The organism is Bradyrhizobium sp. (assembly GCF_035484855.1).
GTDB lineage: Bacteria > Pseudomonadota > Alphaproteobacteria > Rhizobiales > Xanthobacteraceae > Bradyrhizobium.
Genome location: NZ_DATHOP010000054.1, coordinates 38301 through 55682 on the forward strand (window position 1 = coordinate 38301; position 17382 = coordinate 55682).

Annotated in this window: 17 protein-coding genes and 2 pseudogenes; 11 read left to right on the plus strand and 8 right to left on the minus strand. The window is 63.9% G+C overall.

Going from position 1 to position 17382, the window contains the following annotated elements:
* Position 1 precedes the first annotated feature (1 nt).
* A complete protein-coding gene (gene hemC, locus VK804_RS07030) occupies positions 2-985 on the minus strand; it encodes a hydroxymethylbilane synthase (protein WP_325369277.1) in 984 nt (327 codons plus the stop codon).
* A 161-nt stretch (positions 986-1146) separates the two neighbouring features.
* Between hemC and VK804_RS07035 the strand changes: the two genes are divergently transcribed.
* Positions 1147-1392 carry a hypothetical protein gene (locus VK804_RS07035; protein ID WP_325369279.1) on the plus strand — a complete coding sequence of 82 codons (246 nt, stop codon included), beginning with the start codon at positions 1147-1149 and terminating at the stop codon, positions 1390-1392.
* Positions 1393-1408: 16 nt separating this feature from the next.
* On the opposite strand, the gene VK804_RS07040 is transcribed toward VK804_RS07035, so the two are convergent.
* Positions 1409-3013, minus strand: a complete 1605-nt coding sequence (locus VK804_RS07040; RefSeq protein ID WP_325369281.1) for a choline dehydrogenase — start codon at positions 3011-3013, stop codon at positions 1409-1411.
* A 185-nt stretch (positions 3014-3198) separates the two neighbouring features.
* Between VK804_RS07040 and VK804_RS07045 the strand changes: the two genes are divergently transcribed.
* Genes VK804_RS07045 through VK804_RS07060 form a run of 4 tightly spaced genes read left to right on the plus strand, consistent with a single transcriptional unit; the run spans position 3199 to position 7478 of the window.
* Entirely contained in the window at positions 3199-4419 is a 1221-nt protein-coding gene (locus tag VK804_RS07045) for a CoA transferase (protein ID WP_325369283.1), read from the plus strand.
* A gap of 58 nt (positions 4420-4477) precedes the next feature.
* Positions 4478-5482 (plus strand): tripartite tricarboxylate transporter substrate binding protein, encoded by a 1005-nt coding sequence (locus VK804_RS07050; RefSeq protein ID WP_325369285.1) that lies wholly within the window; start codon positions 4478-4480, stop codon positions 5480-5482.
* 9 nt (positions 5483-5491) lie between these two features.
* Positions 5492-5959 carry a tripartite tricarboxylate transporter TctB family protein gene (locus tag VK804_RS07055; RefSeq protein WP_325369287.1) on the plus strand — a complete coding sequence of 156 codons (468 nt, stop codon included), beginning with the start codon at positions 5492-5494 and terminating at the stop codon, positions 5957-5959.
* A gap of 10 nt (positions 5960-5969) precedes the next feature.
* Positions 5970-7478, plus strand: coding sequence for a tripartite tricarboxylate transporter permease (locus VK804_RS07060; RefSeq protein WP_325369289.1), 1509 nt, complete (start codon positions 5970-5972; stop codon positions 7476-7478).
* A 39-nt stretch (positions 7479-7517) separates the two neighbouring features.
* Here VK804_RS07060 and VK804_RS07065 read toward each other — a convergent pair whose 3' ends face one another.
* Positions 7518-7943 (minus strand): DOPA 4,5-dioxygenase family protein, encoded by a 426-nt coding sequence (locus VK804_RS07065; protein WP_325369291.1) that lies wholly within the window; start codon positions 7941-7943, stop codon positions 7518-7520.
* Positions 7944-8117: 174 nt separating this feature from the next.
* Here VK804_RS07065 and VK804_RS07070 point away from each other — a divergent pair, with 174 nt between their 5' ends.
* From VK804_RS07070 to VK804_RS07090, 5 genes are all read left to right on the plus strand, one after another.
* Positions 8118-8909 carry an alpha/beta fold hydrolase gene (locus VK804_RS07070; RefSeq protein WP_325369293.1) on the plus strand — a complete coding sequence of 264 codons (792 nt, stop codon included), beginning with the start codon at positions 8118-8120 and terminating at the stop codon, positions 8907-8909.
* Positions 8910-8950: 41 nt separating this feature from the next.
* Positions 8951-9838, plus strand: a complete 888-nt coding sequence (locus VK804_RS07075) for an MBL fold metallo-hydrolase (RefSeq protein ID WP_325369295.1) — start codon at positions 8951-8953, stop codon at positions 9836-9838.
* A 37-nt stretch (positions 9839-9875) separates the two neighbouring features.
* A complete protein-coding gene (locus tag VK804_RS07080) occupies positions 9876-10838 on the plus strand; it encodes a tripartite tricarboxylate transporter substrate binding protein (protein WP_325369297.1) in 963 nt (320 codons plus the stop codon).
* Between the two features lie 46 nt (positions 10839-10884).
* Positions 10885-11331 (plus strand): carboxymuconolactone decarboxylase family protein, encoded by a 447-nt coding sequence (locus tag VK804_RS07085; RefSeq protein WP_325369311.1) that lies wholly within the window; start codon positions 10885-10887, stop codon positions 11329-11331.
* Positions 11332-11483: 152 nt separating this feature from the next.
* Positions 11484-12908: a fibronectin type III domain-containing protein gene (locus VK804_RS07090; RefSeq protein ID WP_325369299.1), complete on the plus strand. Its 1425-nt coding sequence runs from the start codon at positions 11484-11486 to the stop codon at positions 12906-12908.
* A 69-nt stretch (positions 12909-12977) separates the two neighbouring features.
* Here the strand turns inward: VK804_RS07090 and VK804_RS07095 are convergent.
* Positions 12978-13262 (minus strand): annotated as a pseudogene (locus VK804_RS07095) (type II toxin-antitoxin system RelE/ParE family toxin); the annotation flags it as partial.
* A gap of 26 nt (positions 13263-13288) precedes the next feature.
* Complete coding sequence (locus VK804_RS07100; protein ID WP_325369301.1) at positions 13289-13558, minus strand: ribbon-helix-helix domain-containing protein; 270 nt, start codon at positions 13556-13558, stop codon at positions 13289-13291.
* Between the two features lie 548 nt (positions 13559-14106).
* On the opposite strand from VK804_RS07100, the gene VK804_RS07105 reads away from it, so the two are divergent.
* Positions 14107-15552 carry a DUF5107 domain-containing protein gene (locus tag VK804_RS07105; protein WP_325369303.1) on the plus strand — a complete coding sequence of 482 codons (1446 nt, stop codon included), beginning with the start codon at positions 14107-14109 and terminating at the stop codon, positions 15550-15552.
* 25 nt (positions 15553-15577) lie between these two features.
* Here the strand turns inward: VK804_RS07105 and VK804_RS07110 are convergent, their stop codons facing one another.
* The 3 genes and pseudogenes from VK804_RS07110 to VK804_RS07120 form a co-directional block, all read right to left on the minus strand.
* Positions 15578-15811, minus strand: coding sequence for a hypothetical protein (locus tag VK804_RS07110; RefSeq protein WP_325369305.1), 234 nt, complete (start codon positions 15809-15811; stop codon positions 15578-15580).
* Between the two features lie 176 nt (positions 15812-15987).
* Positions 15988-16152: pseudogene (locus VK804_RS07115) on the minus strand ((2Fe-2S)-binding protein); the annotation flags it as partial.
* A gap of 133 nt (positions 16153-16285) precedes the next feature.
* Positions 16286-16864 (minus strand): DUF2939 domain-containing protein, encoded by a 579-nt coding sequence (locus VK804_RS07120; RefSeq protein WP_325369307.1) that lies wholly within the window; start codon positions 16862-16864, stop codon positions 16286-16288.
* Positions 16865-17382 lie beyond the last annotated feature (518 nt).

Here is a 17382-nt window from a genome sequence, read left to right on the forward strand (position 1 = left end):
GCTATTGCGGCCGGCTGCGTTCGATGATGTCGGCCGCGCCCCTGGCGAGCAGTTCGAGCCCGACCGCGCGGCCAAGCTCGCGCGGCCGGTCGGCGGGGCCCGCGCGCGTCGCTTCGATGAACAGGCCGCCGGTCTCGTCCAGCACGGAAGCGGTCAGCGTCATCCGCGCGCCGTCGATGGTGGAAAATCCCGCGATCGGCGAATTGCAATGGCCGTTGAGCACCCACAACACCTCGCGCTCGGCGTCGGCGCTTGCGTGCGCGGCGGGGTCGTCGATTGAAGACAGGATACGCCGCGTCTGCCAATCCTGTGCCGCGCATTCCACCGCGACGATGCCCTGGCCGACCGCCGGCAGCATTTCCGAGATCGAGAACTCGTAGGCGATACGGCCGGCGAGGCCGATGCGTTCGAGCCCGGATCGCGCCATGATCAGCGCGTCCGCGGGTCCCACCGCGCCGCCGTCGGGCAGCCGCTGCATCTGCAGCCCATCGAGCTTGCGCACGCGGGTGTCGGCGGCGCCGCGATAATGGATCACCTCGATATCGGGGAACAGCCGCCGCGCATAGGCCGCGCGCCGCACCGCGTTGGTGCCGAGCTTGAATCCCCTGCCGCGCGAGGCCCTGAGATCGTCGACCGAGACACCCGGGCGCAGCACCAGCACATCGCCGGGCGGATCGCGCGACAGCGTCGCGCCGATCACGAGTCCCGGCGTGTCTTCGTTGCCGGGCATGTCCTTCAGCGAATGCATCGCCGCCTGTAGTCCGCCTGAAATCACCGCCTTGCGGATTTCGGCGACGAAGGCGCCGCCCTTGCCGCCATGCGGCAACAGCTTGCCGACCTGATCCGAATCGCCTGACGTTTCGAACTTCACGATCTCGACATCGAGACCGGGAACGGCCGCGGTCAGGCACCTGGCAATTTCCCCGGTCTGGGCCAGCGCCATCACGCTTTTGCGCGTGCCGATCCTCAATTGAATTGCCGCCATTCACGTTTCCTTCACCGCGCGGTGATCGCGGCGATCCAGACCTTTGCTAAACCCGAATTTAGCTTTGCGAATTCCAATTTAATGGTCGGGGAATTTTCGGCCCCCATCTCCGATACAGCAACTGATGCCTCAGCGAGAGGTCACAATCAAGGAGCCAAACCATGAAGATTTATCAGTTCCTGACGGTGTTGCCGTTTGCGTTGTCGCTGGCGATGCCGTTGGCGGCCCAGGCGCAAGGCGAGCGAAGCGTGGCGCCGGCGCGGCCATATCAAACCGAGGGCCGCGAGGTCGCAGCGCCCTCCTGGAGCGACGCCTGCACGACCGATCAGGGCCCGAGCCAGTGCGGCGAGCCGATGTGGGTCTATGGCAGCCCCGTCGCGCTCTCGCGCTACAAAAGCGCCTTCTGAGTTCGCCCGGGAGCGGCTAACTAGCGATCCCTAGAATCAGGTCGGAGGCCTTTTCGGCGATCATGATGATCGGCGCGTTGGTATTGCCGGACACCAGGTCCGGCATCACCGAGCCGTCGACCACGCGCAAGGCCTCGATGCCGCGAACGCGCAAGCTTTGATCGACCACCGCAAGCGGATCGCTTCCCATCCGGCATGTCGAGGTCGGATGGTAGATCGTGCTGCCGCGCGCTCGGCAATAGGCCAGCCATTCCTCATCGGTCGAGACTTTCTTGCCGGGATCGACCTCCTCGACCACGAACGGCGCGAGCGCCGGCGCGTGCAATATCTTTCGCAAAATCTTCAGGCCTTCGACATTGGCGGTGCGATCGGTCTCGGTTGCGAGATAGTTGATGCGGATTTCCGGCGCCGCCGCGGGGTCGGCACTGCGGATGCGCAGCGAGCCGCGGCTCTCGGGGCGCAACTGGCAGACGGATGCGGTAAATCCGGAAAACGGATGCAGCTTCTCGCCCATCTTGTCGGTCGAGAACGGCAGGAAGTGAATCTGGATATCGGGCGTGGCTAGCCGCGGATTGGTCTTGAAGAAGGCGCCCGAGGTGCCGGCGGCGATCGATAGCGGGCCGTCGCGGAACGCGGCATAGCGCAGGCCGGCAAGGATTTTTCGCGCGGGGCTGTGGACGACGTCGTTGAGCGTGATCGGTTTCGTGCAACGCATGACGATCCGCACCTGCATGTGATCCTGCAGATCGCGGCCGACGCCCTCGGCATGCAGCACCACATCGATGCCGTGCTGGCGCAGCAACTCCGCCGGGCCGACGCCCGAGAGCTGCAGCAATTGCGGCGAGTTATAGGCGCCGCTGCAAACCAGGATTTCCCGGCGCGCCCGCGCCGTGCGCAAGACGCCTTCCCTGCGATATTCGACACCGACCGCGCGGCGTCCCTCGAACAGAATGCGCTGCGCCAGCGCCGAGGTTTCGACCTGCAGATTCTTTCGTCCCAGCGCCGGCCGCAGATACGACACGGCCGTGCTCGCGCGCCTGCCGTAGCGGGTCGTGGTCTGGAAGAAGCCCGCGCCTTCCTGGGTGGCGCCATTGAAATCGGGATTCCTGGGAATGCCGGTTTCCACCGCGGCCTCGATGAAGGCCGCCGACAGCGGATCGGCGTCACTCAATTCGGATACCGGCTGCGGGCCGCCGACGCCATGGAAATCGTCGGCGCCGCGTACCTGGTTCTCGGCCTTCTTGAAATAGGGCAGCACGTCGTCAAAACCCCAGCCGACATTGCCGCGCTGGCGCCAGCGGTCGTAATCCTCGTGCTGGCCGCGTACATAGAGCAGGCCGTTGATGGAGCTCGATCCGCCCAGCGTTTTTCCGCGCGGCTGGAACACACTCCGTCCGTTGAGCCCCGGCTCGGGCTCGGTCTGGTACATCCAGTTGACGGTCTTTTCCTTGAACAGCCGGCCATAGCCGAGTGGAATATGGATCCAGGGATTGGTGTCCCTTGGTCCCGCTTCGAGCAGCAGCACCGAATGTTTGCCGTCAGCACTCAGCCGGTTGGCCAGCACGCAGCCGGCCGAACCGGCGCCGACGATGACGTAGTCGAATTCGGGAGTTTCGGACAATTTTCCACCGCGCGTTATGGAGCTTCATTCACCGATGAGGCCGGTGTTCTCGGCGACAATACAGGCGCGACGTTGCTGTGGAAATAGCCGCTGCGTCAGGAAATGACGAGTTCGACGAATCGGGCCTTGCGGAAGCCGGCTTTTGCATTCAGAACCTGTCCCATAAAAAAACCGCGGGAGAAACCATGGGGCCTCTGACCGGATTGAAGGTTGTCGACCTGACGCATGTGATGGCCGGTCCGACCTGTACGCTGATGCTCGCCGACATGGGCGCCGAGGTCATCAAGATCGAGAAGATCCCGGCCGGCGACGACACCCGCTACATGGTGCCTCCCAAGATCGGCGACCAGGCGGCGTCATTCCTGATGATGAACCGCAACAAGAAGGGCATCGCGCTCGACCTGAAGAAGCCGGGCGGCGCCAAAGTGCTGCGGCGCCTGATCGCAAAGGCCGACGTGCTGGTGGAGAATTTCGGCCCCGGCGTGATGGAGAAGCTCGGCTTCGCTTACGCCGACCTCGCAAAGGATCACCCTGCCCTAATCTATTGCTCGCTGTCCGGCTTCGGACGGACCGGGCCCTACAAGCATCGCCGCGGATTTGACCTGGTGGCGCAGGCGATGTCCGGGATCATGAGTTTTACCGGGGAGCGGCCTGACGGGCCGCCGGTGAAATGCGGTTCCCCGCTGTCGGACATCACCGCCGGGATTCTCGCCGCGCTCGGCATCGTCGCCGCCTACACCCATCGCCTGAAAACCGGTCAGGGCCAGTGGGTGGAAACCTCGCTGTTCGAGGCCGCCCTGGTGCAGACCTATTGGCAGGCGGCGATTGCGCTGGCGACCGGCGTGGCACCGAAAGCCATGGGTTCGGCCCATCCGCTGAATGCGCCCTACCAGGCCTTCGAGGCGTCCGACAAATGGATCGTGGTCGGCGGCGCCAACCAGAAGCACTGGATGCGGACGCTCGAGGTATTGGGCATTCCGGAACTGGCAAGCGATCCACGATTCAAAACCGGCGGCGACCGGATGGCGCATCTGAAGGAACTGGAAGCCCTGCTGTCCGCGCGATTCCGAACCCAAACCGCGGAACACTGGCTGGCTGCGCTTGAACAAGCAGACGTCCCCTGCGGGCCGGTCAACGACATGCTGCAGGCATTGAGCGATCCGCAGACGATTGCCCGCGACATGGTGGTCGAAGTCGGGCATTCATCGCTCGGCAAGGTCAAGACCATGGGATTGCCGATCAAATTCTCGGCGACACCCGGCGGGGTGCGAAGCGGCGCGCCGCTCTATGGCGAGCACAGCGACGAGGTGTTGAGCGCTTATGGTTTCGACGCCGCGGAGATCGCCGCACTTCGGCAGGAAGGAGCGGTAGCTCCCGCGGGCGTCCTCAAGGAAAAGACCGGCTAATCAAAGACCGAAAGCTTCAAGAAAAAATCGACAAGAATAAAATCAACGGGAGGACCTGATGTCTTTGAAGACGAAATTCGCAGCCATCGCTTTCGGTCTGGCAGCCGGTTTGCCGGCGGCGGCGGACGCCGCGTGGCAACCGACCAAGCCGATCGAATTCATCGCCACCGCCGGCCCGGGAGGCGGCACCGATAATTTCGCACGCGCGGTGCAGGGCATCATCACCAGGCACAAATTGATCGATCAGCCGATCGTCGTCACCAACAAGGGCGGCGGCAGCGGCGCCGAAGGCTACACCTACACCAAGGCGATGGCCGGCGATCCCTACAAGATCGTGTTCGGGACCTCGAATGCCTGGACCCAGCCGATGGTGTCGAAGGTGGCCTATAACTACACCGACCTGACGCCGATCGCCGCCATGGTGCAGGACGAGTTCCTGCTATGGGTCAAGCAGGACGCGCCGTATCAGACCGTGCAGGACTATCTCAAGGCGGTCGCCGCGAAACCATCAGGCGATTTCAAGATGGGCGGCGCGCAGTCCAAGGACACCGACGAAGTCCTGACCCGCCTGATCGACAAGGCCGCCAATGTCAAGTTCACCTACATTCCCTTCAAGAGCGGCGCGGAAGCGGCCGTGCAACTGGCCGGCGGCCATATCGATTCCCACGTCAACAATCCCAGCGAAAGCATCGGACAGTGGAAGGGCTCGACCCAGCGCCCGCTGTGCGCCTTCAGCCCAAAACGCCTTCCGGACGGCCCGAAGGTCACGGAAACGCAGAACTGGCACGATATCCCGACCTGCGTCGAAAGTGGCCTCGACATTCCGCAATTCGAACAGCCGCGCACGGTGTGGCTGCCGGGCAAGGTCACCGACGAACAGGCCGCGTTCTACGTCGACCTGATGAAGAAGGTGCAGGCCACGCCGGAATGGAAGGAATATGTCGAGCGGACCTCGCAGGTCGACACCTTCCTGACGGGCGAGGCCCTCACCAAATTCATCAACGAGGACATCGAGCGCAACCACAAGATCGCGGCCGACCAGGGCTGGCTGGTTTCGCACTAGAGTCCGGTCATGGTCTCCGGACGCAGCCTTGAAACGGCGACCGCGCTCCTCACCGGCGCGTTCGGCCTCGCCGTCGTCGTCTCCAGCCTGGATAACGGCATCGGCTGGGGCGAAGGCGGCGTCGACGCCGGCACCTTTCCGTTCATCGTCGGCCTGATCATCCTGAGCGGAAGCCTGTTCAATCTGGTGCAGGGCTGGCTGCAGGCGCGCGATGTGATCCTGCGGGCGAACGAGCTGAAACGGTTGGCAGCGCTGTTCGTCCCGGCCGCCGTCTATGTCGGCGTCATTCCCTTGATCGGAATGTATGTCGCCTCGGCGATCTATGTGTTCGGCGCGCTGGCCTGGCACAAGCGCGGCTCGTTTTTGTTCTCGGCCGTCGCCGCGATCGGTACCGCGGTCGCGCTCTATCTGACCTTCGAGCTGATGTTCCAGATCTCGTTGCCGCGCGGCGTGCTCGGCGATTTCTTCGGTTTCTGAGGGGAATGCGTTGGAAAATCTCGAAGCCCTGATGCACGGTTTTGGCATCGCGCTGTCAGGCAATCATATCTTCCTGATGCTGATCGGCGTGCTTCTCGGCATCCTGGTCGGCGTCTTGCCCGGCCTCGGCGCGCCCAACGGGGTGTCGCTGCTGCTGCCGCTGACCTTCGGCATGCAGCCGGTATCGGCCATCATCCTGCTCTCGAGCATGTATTGGGGCGCGTTGTTCGGCGGCTCGGTCACCTCGATCCTGTTCAACATCCCCGGCGAGCCCTCCTCGGTCGCGACCACGTTCGACGGTTATCCGATGGCGCGCGACGGCAGGCCGACCACGGCGCTGGCCACCGCGTTCGGTTCGGCCGCCATCGGCGCGCTCGCCGGCGTCGTGCTGATCACGCTGTCGGCGTCCTGGGTTGCGAAGGTGGCGCTGGCGTTCGGGCCGCCGGAATATTTCGCGGTGTACTTTCTGGCGTTCGCCAGCTTCGTCGGCATGGGCGGCTCGCCGCCGGTCAAGACGCTGGTGTCGCTTTCGATCGGCTTTGCATTGGCGGCGGTCGGCATCGACACGGTCTCCGGCAGCGTGCGGCTCACCATGGGCATCGACGAGCTGGTGAAGGGCATCAGTTTCGTGGTCGCGGTGATGGGCCTGTTCGGCATCGGCGAATTGCTGATCGCGGTGGAGGACGAGTTTCACGTCAAGGCGATCTCCTCCAAGGTCGAGTGGCGCGAGGTATTCCGCACGCTCGCGCATCTGCCGCGCTATGGCTGGGTGCTGTTGCGCAGCGCCGCGATCGGCTGCTGGATGGGCATCACGCCCGGCGGACCGACCGCGGCGTCCTTCATGAGCTACGGCATCGCCAAGCGGCTGTCGCCGCGTCGCGCCAATTTCGGCAAGGGCGAGCCGGAAGGCATCATCGCGCCGGAAACCGCCGACCATGCCGCCGGCACCAGCGCGCTGCTGCCGATGCTGGCGCTCGGCATTCCCGGCTCCGCCACCGCCGCCGTCATGATGGGCGGGCTGATGATCTGGGGCCTCAATCCCGGACCGATGCTGTTCATCGAGCAAAAGGATTTCGTCTGGGGCCTGATCGCCTCGATGTATCTCGGCAACGTCGTAGCCGTGATCCTGGTGCTGCTCACCGTGCCGATCTTTGCCGCCCTGATGCGGGTGCCGTTCTTCATCATCGCGCCGCTGATCGTGATCATCTGCACGGTCGGCGCCTATTCGGTTTCCAATTCCTATCTCGACGTCGTGATGATGATGGGTTTTGGCGTGCTGGGATATCTGTTCGAGAAGCTGCATTATCCGCTGGCGCCGATGGTGCTCGCCATCGTGATCGGCGACAAGGCGGAAGATGCCTTCCGCCAGTCGATGCTGATGTCGCGGGGGTCGCTTTCGATATTTTTCAGCAACACGCTGGTGACGAGCCTGGTGCTGCTCGGCGCCGCGCTGCTGTTGCTGCCGCCGATCTGGCAGGCGGTTGGCAGGATGACCGCGCGGCCGCCGATGAAACTGTGAGGATCGCGCCGCCCAATGACGGAGCCGGCGGCGCGACGATCAGGGACGGTGATGCGGATGCGTATTCGGCGCGGGCGCGTGCTCCGCCTCGGTCTCTTCCGGAAGCTTCTCGCCATGCACGTCGAGCGGCGCGCCGATCCACAGCGGATTGACCAGATGATCGCGGCGCGGGTTTTTGGTGTTCGGATGCACCAGCACGCTCAAACTGCCATGGTTGAGCATCAGCCACGGCACCAGGGTCGGAAACAGCTCCGAGGCAAACGCCACCTGATACATGGCCTGATCGTGCGGACCGACCTTGACGTCGTGCCAGCGCCCGAGCGTGACCGCAAAACGCTCGCCCATCCATCCGCGCAGCCGTTCGGCCTCGGGCCGCGTGGTCGCCGGATCGTAATAGACATGGGCGTGATAGCTGGCGATCTCGCTCACCGATCGCGGGCTGGCATTCTCGGGCAGGTCGGTCATTTCCGTCATCTTTCGCTGCAACGGCAGGATCGCGCACCAGCATGAACGGTGTCAACGCAACCGCCGCCATTCGAAAACGAATATTGCCAGATCGCGCATTTCCGGGTTGATTGGCAAAACCCCGCGAACGGGTGCTGAACCAAGAAAATCACACAGGGCAACCGGAAACGCCGCATGGATTTCATCGAACTGGACGGCGTCGCGTTGCGCTACGAGTTGTGCGGCAAGGGCGAGCGCACACTGGTGCTGGTGCACGAGATGGGCGGCTCGCTGGAGAGCTGGGACGACGTCGTCCCACGCTTGTCGAAATCCCGCCGCGTGCTGCGCTACGATACCCGTGGCGCCGGACTGTCGCAGAAGGCCCGCGGCGAACTCGGCATCGACACCATGGCCGACGATACCGCCGCCCTGCTCGATGCGCTCAAAATCGAAGGCCCGGTCGCGCTGGCCGGCATCGCCGTCGGCGGCGCGATCGCGCTGCATTTCGCCGCGCGATACCCCGAGCGCACCAGCGCGGTGGTGGTCGGCAGTCCCGCGACCGGCGTCGCGCCGGAGCGGCGGCCTGCGGCGCTCGATCGCGTCGCCAGGATCGAGGCCGCCGGCATGGCCTTCGCGGTGGAGGATTCCATGCGCAACGGCTATGCCCCGGAGCTTCGCGGCGACATCAAGCGCTTCGAGCGCTACCGGGCGCGATGGCTCGGCAACGACCCCGCAAGCTATGCGACGATCTGGCGGATGCTGGCAGGCCTCGACATGCAGGACGAACTGGGCGGACTGCGTTGCCCCGTGCTGGTGATCGGCGGCAGCCTCGATCGCGTGCGTCCGCCGCCGCTCGCGGAAGCCACCGCGAAATCCATCCCCGGCGCGCGCTATATCGAACTCCGCACCGGACATTACATGTCGGTGCAGACGCCGGAGCTGATCGCCGACGCCATCGGCGAATTTCTCCAGACGGTCGGCGCATAATCGAACCTCATCCCGTCTCTCCTGACCCAAGGTCTTCCCCCATGACAGCGCAGCCCGCACAGCAGATTCCCGGCGTCTACCATCGCCAGATCGGCGATATCGTCGTCACCGCCATCAGCGACGGCTATCTCGACGGCAACCTCGACGTGATGCGCAATGTCGATGTCGAACAGGCGCGCCGGTTGTTGCGCGATGCGTTCCGGCCGGCGCGGCGAACCAATGTCAACGCTTTCGTGATTCATTCCAAGGGGCGTAGCGCCATCGTCGACACCGGATCGGGCAATTATTTGCTGCCCACCGCCGGCTTCGTGCAGCGCAATCTCGCCGCCGCCGGCGTCGACGCGAAGTCGATCGACACCGTGCTGCTGACCCATATGCATCCGGATCACTCCGCCGGCCTGACCGACATGTCGAACGGCGAGCGGCTGTTTCCGAACGCGGAACTGGTGATGCACGAGAACGAGCCGAAACACTGGTTCGATGACGGCGCGATGGCGAAGGCGGACGAGCGTTCGAAAAAACTGTATTTCCTCGCCGGCCGCGAGCAGGTCGAGCCCTACAGGGATCGCACGCGGCTGTTCACGCAAGGCGAGGTGTTTCCCGGCGTCACCGCGGTGCCGAGCACAGGGCATACGCCGGGCCACACCGCGTTTCTGATCGCCTCGGGCGACGAGCAGCTGATGATCTGGGGCGACACCGTGCACGTGCCGGAAGTGCAGACCGCGCTGCCCGAAGCCGGCATGGCCTTCGATACCGATCTTGCGGCGGCCGCAGCCGCCCGCAAGCGCATGTTCGATCGCGTCGCCACCGACGGCATCCTGGTCGCCGGGATGCACCTGCATTTCCCGTCTTTCTCCCACCTGGTGCGGCAGGGCGGCGCCTATGCGCTGATCCCGGAGCCCTGGGTTCACACGCTGGATGGGATGTAGCGGGCCGCTTGCGACAGGTCACAGGGAGAAACGCATCATGATCAAGACTGCAGCCTGGCTTGCCGCGGCCCTTGTGCTCGCAAACCCGGCGGCATCGGCGCAGACCTATCCGTCCAAGCCGATCACGCTGGTCATTCCGTTCGCGGCAGGTGGTTCCAACGACATCATCGGCCGCGCCATCGGCAAGAAGCTCACCGAGGCATGGGGTCAGCCGGTGGTGGTCGAAAACCGGTCCGGCGCCGGCGGCCTGATCGGCTCTTCCGACGTCGCCGCGGCAGCACCGGACGGTTACACGCTGCTGCTGGTGTCGTCGACCTTCACGATCAACCCCGCGATCCGCAAGAGCATGCCGTTCGACACGACAAGGGATTTTGCGCCGGTCGCCTTCATCGCCCGCTCGCCGCTGCTGCTCGTCGCCTCGACCAGTCTGGCGGTGAAATCGGCGAAAGAATTGATTGCGCTGGCGAAGAGCAGACCGGGCCAGATCACCTACGCCTCGGCAGGTCCCGGCAGCATCAACCAGATTGCGGCCGAGCTGATTGCGCTGTCGGCCGGCGTGAAGCTGATGCACGTACCCTATCGGGGCGGTGCGCCGGCGCTCAACGATCTGATCGGCGGCCATGTCGACGTCTACGTATCCAGCCTGCCGCAGGTGCTGCAGCTCGCGCAATCCGGCAAGGCCAACGCGCTGGCGGTGACGAGCGTCAAGCGAACGCCGCTGCTGCCGGACGTGCCGACGCTGGACGAGGCGGGCCTCACAGGTTTCGACCTGTCGTCCTGGTGGGGCATCGTCGGTCCGGCCGGGATGCCGGCCGACGTCGTCAACGCGCTCAACGCCCAGATCGGCAAGATGCTGGCCTCGCCCGAGCTCATCACGCCGCTCGCCAATGAGGGCGCCGAGGCCGCAACCATGACCCCGCAGCAATTCGGAGAGCTGATGCGCATGGAAACCGAACGCTGGATCAAGGTCGCGCGCGAGGCGCATATTTCGATCGATTAGAGTAGACGCCGGCAGAACCAACCGTTCAACCTGGAGGACTACCGTGATGAAGTCATTGATGTCAGCGGCCGGGGCGAAGACCCGAAGAGAAGTCCTGGGCGACGAATGGGTCGACGGCAACAGCCAAAACGCCACCGAGTTCGATCGCGCCTGGCAGATGTATGTGACCAACATCAACTGGGCCGGAACGTGGTCGCGCAACATCATTCCGCCGCAGCAACTCAGCCTGGTCAATCTCGCCATGCTGGCGGCATCCGGACAGATGCACGAGTTCGAGCTGCATTTCCGCGTGGCGCTGTTGCGGACCAGGGTCCCGCTGGAGCAGTTGCGGGAACTGCTGCTGCACATCGCGCAGTATTGCGGAATCGCCACCGGCACCAGCATGTTCCGGATCGCGCGGCGCGTGCTGGCCGAGGAGGCGATCGACCTCAGCGGCATCGAGCCGCTGGATACGAATTACCTTTACAGCCTGTCCGGGGACGAGGCCGATTGAGAAAGCGGCTACGACCTCGCCGCCCCCGCGCACCGGTTCGGGGTCACATTTCAACCATGGGTTTAGGCGTACAGGCCATTTCTCATGATGGCATGGGTCTTGAATGTCCCGACTTCGGCATGCCCGCAACCGACGGGGAATGAGAGGCTTTCATGTGCATCCGCATCCTGCGCTGGACCGTCGCCGCGCTGACAGCGGCGATCGCCATCGCAAGCTCGGCGCTTGCCGCCGAGCTGCCTGCCTATAATGCCGCCATCGGCGAAAGCTCGATATCCGGCATTTCGTCGGGCGCCTTCATGGCCATCCAGTTCGGCACCGCATGGTCCTCGGTGATCAAAGGTGTCGGCGTGATCGCCGGCGGCCCCTATTGGTGCGCCGAGGCCGATATCGATGACGCCGTCACCTGGTTTTCGGGCCCGATCGCGCGCGCCTTGGGCTCCTGCATGACGGGACGGCCGCCGTCGGACCTGCAGCTTGGTGATTTCACCGGCAAGGCGGATGACGAGGCCAAGTCCGGCGACATCGATCCACTTGCAAACATCGCCCGGCAGAAAATCTACCTGTTCCACGGCACCAACGATAAAATCGTGGCCAGGGCCTCGACGGACGTGGCGGCCGATTTCTATCGCCACTATCTCGGCGACGCCGTCGGCAACCTGTTCTATCAAACCACGGTTGGAGCCGGCCATTCGCTGGTCGTCCGGCAGGACCAGCAAGGCGACGGCCTGAAGGACTGCAACGCCAATGAGAGCCCCTTCATCGATCGCTGCGATGATTACGATCAGGCCGGTATTCTGCTGCAACATATTTATGGCGCGCTGAACCAGCCCAATCGCGGCCAGCTTGGCGGCAAACTGCTGTCCTTCGATCAATCCGTCTACACCAGGCCGAAGGACGCGAGTGAATTGAGCCTCGGCGATACCGGCTACGTTTATGTTCCGGACGCATGCGCGCGCGGCGAGCCCTGCCGCGTCCATATCGCCCTGCACGGCTGCGCGCAGGATACGGGCGAAGCCGGCGTAGGCCGGCGCTTTGTCGAGGACACCGGCTACAATGCGTGGGCCGACACCAACCATCTCATCGTGCTCTATCCGCAAACGCAAGCGAGCTCGTCCAATCCGCAGGCCTGCTGGGACTGGTGGAGCTATGTCGATCACACCGATGATTACGTGACGAAATCCGGACCGCAGATCATGGCGATCAAGGCCATGCTGGATGCGCTGACCGCGCACGCGACGCCTGCGACCCCTCCCGCCGCGCCGCCGGCAACGGCGCCGGTGGGCCTCGCGGTGATCGATATGTCCGATACCGCTGCCGACGTCGCCTGGACGCCGGCGGCGGGAGCCACGACCTATCACGTCCAGCGCGCCGAGGCGGACGGTCCGTTCACGGCGGTGGGAGATGTTGCAGGATATAGTTTCGGCGATTCCGGGCTGAAGCCGCAAACCAGCTATCGCTGGCATGTCTCGGCGGTCGTGAATGGTGTGGAAAGTTCGCCTTCCAGCGACATCAACGCCACTACACGATCCACGCCTGCGCCCTGCGATACGCCGGGAAGCTGCCCGATCAATCCATGACGACCGGAATTGCCACGCGTCGTTAGCAGGGTCGAGCTGTGCGACGAGACGCCGAACGCGCGGGTCGGCTTAGAACAACTCGGTCAGATCGCGGCGGCCATCAACGATGCTGACAATCTCCACGGCCTCGACTGGGCCATCGGCCGTGTCGGGGTGCATTTCATAGAGTATCAGAAAATGTCCCTCGATCAGCAGCCGGGCGCCACGGGCGATATCGGGACGGCGCGGACCAAGCCGGGGGTGGTCGCGCAGCAATTCAATTTTTTCGCTGATAGCCAGCAAAATTCGGTCGGCGGCCGGTTCGTTGTCATTCTCCTCGGCGATGTAGCGCCAAATGGCGCGCAACTCGTCCTCGGCCCGGCGGGTTTAGACGATGCGGATCAACGGCGCCGGGCTTTTTTGGTTTTCTCGTCGGCAATCAAGTCGCGGATGGCGATTTCGCCCGCTAGGCCGCTGGCCTTGCCGGCATCCCAGCGGCGACGCAGTTCCTCGGCGTCGCGGGCACGCAGCTCGCGACGGGCCTCCCAAAGGCGAAGGGCATCGCGAAACACTTCGCTGGTGGAAGCGTATTCGCCGGCCTCAACCGCCGCGCGGACGGATGCGGCCATGGGTTCGGGCAAGGCGATGGTGACGCGCTCGATGTCGGCCATGAAATTACTCCGGTTATGAACAAGTATGTCATAAAGCATAATTGCTCACAACCGGTACTAACCGCTCGCTGGACGGATTGAGCCCTTCTCCAAACCCATCGTGAGACCCTGGGGTTTGAAACCTGTCTCGAATCTGGCAGAATCAAGACGTTGGTAGGCGTTGCGTGTCCTCTGATGATCGCGCGAGGTTAACATGCTGCAGCCACCCCGACCCACCCCCACCTGCGTCCACTTCCGGGTGACGGAAATGCCGTGCGTGAGATGCGGCGCGCAAATGAGGCTGGTCCTTTCGGAGCCTCGCAGCACACGGCTCGAACTGATGACCTACAGTTGCGTCTCCTGCGAGGCCGTCGAGAGCTTCTTGATGACGATCTAGCTTGCAGGATGGGCTGAGTTCTTCGCGAAACCCATCAAGCAGCCAAGGACGCTCGCCAAAGTGATGGGTTTCGCGAAGGCCCGACCCATCCTGCGGCCAGATTCTTCGCCATTTCCTCCAGCCATTTGATATTTGCCTGAAGATCGACCCCGCTCGTGCGAAGGCGAAGCACATGGCTATGGATGTTCCCCGGCCCGCCCGCGTCCGTATCGCGGTTGCCCTGGTTTCGGCGGTCGGTGCGTTTCAGGCGGTCGCGCATGCGGCGGCCGTATCCGACCGGGTGTCCCTCAGCGAATCGACGATCAAGTGGAACACCGTCAAATACGCCGTTGATGCGGAGAACGGATTCGTCTCGGGCTCGCTCGACGCGAACACCATCGTCGATCGCGCGTTCAAGGGCTACGTGCTCGAGAACAGCTATCTGAAGGCGACGCTGTTGCCCGAATTCGGCGGGCGGATTCTTTCCATCATCTACAAGCCGACCGGCCATGAACAGCTTTATCGCAACCAGGTCGGCGTGCCTTACGGGATGAAGGGCGGCACGTTCTACTACGACTGGATGATGGTGTATGGCGGCATCTTCCCGACCTTCCCGGATGCCGAGCACGGCAAGACCTGGCTAAAACCGTGGGAGTTCAGGGTGGTCAAGCAGAGCGCCGATGAGGTGACGGTGGCGATGTCGCTGAAGGACGATTTCGCCTATAGCGTGGCGCCGCCGAGGTTCAGACCGGGCTCGACCGGGATCGAAGCCACCACCTATGTCACGCTGAAGGCCGATCGCGCCGCGCTCGATACGCGCGTGGTGCTGAAAAATCCGCAAGCCCGGGCGATCGACTACGAGTACTGGACCTGCACGACGCTGGCGCCGGGATCGGATCCGAACAATCCGAAGGCGACCGGCGGCGCCGAAATCATCGCGCCGATCGAGGCCTACACCACGCCCCGCTGGTCGGCTACCCTCGCCGAAGGCGACGCGAGTCTCGGTCCGGGCCGGAGCCGTTTCGAAAACCTGCGCTACTTCAGGAACTGGCCCGTGGCGGGCATCGCCTACGCCGCGCCGGACATGGGCGGTGGGAGGTTCTGGGGGGTGATCAACCACGACAACGAAGAGGGGATCATCCGCATCGCCGACAATGCGGTCACGCCCGGCCTGAAAATGTGGACCTGGGGATTTCCGTCGATGGCGAACGCAACCGACCCGCGCAAGGACCCGAATCCGGCGCAGCCTTACGTCGAATTGTGGGCCGGCATGTCGGACCAGTTTTTCCACAGCGCCAGCTTTCCCGCACGGGGCGAAGTGTCGATTGCGGAAACCTACAGTCCGACGGTCGGCATGAGCAACGTGACGGACGCGAACCAGAACATCCTGATCAATCTCGTGGCCGAGGCGTCCGGCGTGAACCTTCAGTTCTTCAGCATCGAACCGGCCACACCACTGCGCGTCACGCTGAAACGCGGCGAGACGGTATTGTTCGACAAGGCCGTGACGGCCGACCCGGGCGGCGGAAATCGCATTTCCGCGCCGATTGCCGAAGGCCATAGCGGCGAACGGGTGCAACTGACGATCAGCACCGCGGAGGGCAAAGAGCTGATCGCGGCAGAGACAAACATCAAATGAACGTTTGCCGATCGCGCGCCATCTATCAGCCTTCGTGAGAGCCGCGGCTGGCGTTGTCCAGCCACTCCCGGGTCTGTTCGTCGGTCCAACCGGGAAGGGCGAAACTCGCTGGCGCCGTGACGCGTTGGCCGGGAGCGACCACAACGCCGCGGTGCGCGCGCGCCGGCGATTTGAAGCGATGCATCGTCGCGGCGTCCGCGGAAGCGCTGCAAGTGATCAACAGGCCCAGGACCAGGACCAAGGCCAGGACAGATCGCATCGCTTTTGCTCCCGCAAGCGCCATCGACGAAAGATGTGCGTACGGCGGCCTCGGTCCCCAAGCGGTCGCGGCCTCACGCTCGTTCAAATCTGCGGGATCGTGGTCTCGCCTGCCGCGCCGCCGGCAACGCCGCCGTCGCGGTCCTGTCAGAAATCGACAGGCAAAGTCGAGGCGGTGGCTTCCTCGATGATCGTCTTGATGGTCCGGGCGCACCGCCCGCATTCCGCGCTGCAGCCCAGGCGGTCGTAGATCTCGGCCACGCGAGGCGGCACGTAGGCGGGATTGCTCGCAATGGCGCGAACGTCCTGATCGCTCAGGATATTGCACGAGCAGACGATCATGGCTGCTTATATCCCCCACCCAACCAATCCGGTGTACCGCCCGCCAGGGCGAGGGAGCAAGGTTCCGGCCCGCTTCTATCGGAGTTTTTTTCGACAGTGTGTCCTTTCGGACCCTGGAGCCGCGGGGCTACCGCTACCGGCCGTTCTTGTCCGACAGGCGCTGCACGAGGGCTTCGATGGCCGCAGCCGGCAATTGCACGCCCGAGAGCTTCCATCCAAAGCCCTCGAAGTGAAGGCTGATCCCGCCGGCGTCATCGCCATCGCCGAGCCGGACCTGAAATTCGACCGGTTTGACGAACGACAGGCGGCCGATCTTCTGCAAGACCCCGCTGGCATCGAGGTCGCTCAACCGCTGCAGGTTGACGTCGGTCTCGCCGACCGCAACCCGGCCGTCCCGCAGGATCTGCGTGAGATTGTCCGCGGTCAGCATTTTCCCCACCATGGCGTCGGCGATGGTGGCGCCATAGGTCGAGGCGACCAGCCGTTCCATCGGCTTCACCGGCCGGTCCCGACCGACGCGCTTCAGATAGGCGAAGACGATCTGGTCGACCAGCGAATGCCGCAGCCGCGGCAGGTCCGTTCGCGACAGGATCGCGGCGCCATCGCCGGCGCGGACCGCCTCGACCAAACCGTTCAACGACAGGATGGCCGACCCGACATAGATCACGAGCGCGATGGCGAACGCGGCCAGGCCTCCCAGAAACCAGCGCATGACTTTCCCTTCTCGACGGCCCCGCCGCTATATGGGGATTGTCATCGCGGTTGGGTACGCAGCAATCCCGCTTCGACAACCGCGACGGTTTTCGCGAATAGCTCCTGCAATCGTGACCCGACGGGCAAATCACCTGGCTTGTCCGCCTGGACCGTCCGCCTTCTGCTGTCAAGCCTTGCGCGAAAAAATATTCTTCTTTTCAGAATATTCTGAATACCCTATATTGCTCCCCGTCCCGCCCCACCAAAGGGGCGTTGCGCAACGTCAACGACGCGGGGCGGGATGCGGTGGACGCGGATGCGCCTTTGACGAATGGCGCAGACCGCGGACGGAAAAGACGCGTGGTCCTGGCACCTCGACGCTGGTGTCAAGTTCGTGAGAAGCAAGCTTCTCAGGGGTGACGGTGGCCAAAGAGCCCGAGCACCGGGGAGAGCGCGCCCATAATCCGTAAACCATTGCGTGGGGAATGCCGGGTGATTCCGGTGTGACCTGCTAACGCGTGTGCGCTCTACCACTAC

Bases quoted from the DNA above. Each gene is read 5' to 3' on its own strand.
- VK804_RS07045 (WP_325369283.1), top strand. From the start codon at position 3,199: ATGGGGCCTCTGACCGGATTGAAGGTTGTCGACCTGACGCATGTGATG.
- VK804_RS07080 (WP_325369297.1), top strand. From the start codon at position 9,876: ATGATCAAGACTGCAGCCTGGCTTGCCGCGGCCCTTGTGCTCGCAAAC.
- VK804_RS07100 (WP_325369301.1), bottom strand. From the start codon at position 13,558: ATGGCCGACATCGAGCGCGTCACCATCGCCTTGCCCGAACCCATGGCC.
- VK804_RS07035 (WP_325369279.1), top strand. From the start codon at position 1,147: ATGAAGATTTATCAGTTCCTGACGGTGTTGCCGTTTGCGTTGTCGCTG.
- VK804_RS07055 (WP_325369287.1), top strand. From the start codon at position 5,492: ATGGTCTCCGGACGCAGCCTTGAAACGGCGACCGCGCTCCTCACCGGC.
- VK804_RS07110 (WP_325369305.1), bottom strand. From the start codon at position 15,811: ATGCGATCTGTCCTGGCCTTGGTCCTGGTCCTGGGCCTGTTGATCACT.
- VK804_RS07050 (WP_325369285.1), top strand. From the start codon at position 4,478: ATGTCTTTGAAGACGAAATTCGCAGCCATCGCTTTCGGTCTGGCAGCC.
- hemC (WP_325369277.1), bottom strand. From the start codon at position 985: ATGGCGGCAATTCAATTGAGGATCGGCACGCGCAAAAGCGTGATGGCG.
- VK804_RS07120 (WP_325369307.1), bottom strand. From the start codon at position 16,864: ATGCGCTGGTTTCTGGGAGGCCTGGCCGCGTTCGCCATCGCGCTCGTG.
- VK804_RS07105 (WP_325369303.1), top strand. From the start codon at position 14,107: ATGGCTATGGATGTTCCCCGGCCCGCCCGCGTCCGTATCGCGGTTGCC.
- VK804_RS07090 (WP_325369299.1), top strand. From the start codon at position 11,484: ATGTGCATCCGCATCCTGCGCTGGACCGTCGCCGCGCTGACAGCGGCG.
- VK804_RS07085 (WP_325369311.1), top strand. From the start codon at position 10,885: ATGAAGTCATTGATGTCAGCGGCCGGGGCGAAGACCCGAAGAGAAGTC.
- VK804_RS07065 (WP_325369291.1), bottom strand. From the start codon at position 7,943: ATGACCGACCTGCCCGAGAATGCCAGCCCGCGATCGGTGAGCGAGATC.
- VK804_RS07075 (WP_325369295.1), top strand. From the start codon at position 8,951: ATGACAGCGCAGCCCGCACAGCAGATTCCCGGCGTCTACCATCGCCAG.
- VK804_RS07070 (WP_325369293.1), top strand. From the start codon at position 8,118: ATGGATTTCATCGAACTGGACGGCGTCGCGTTGCGCTACGAGTTGTGC.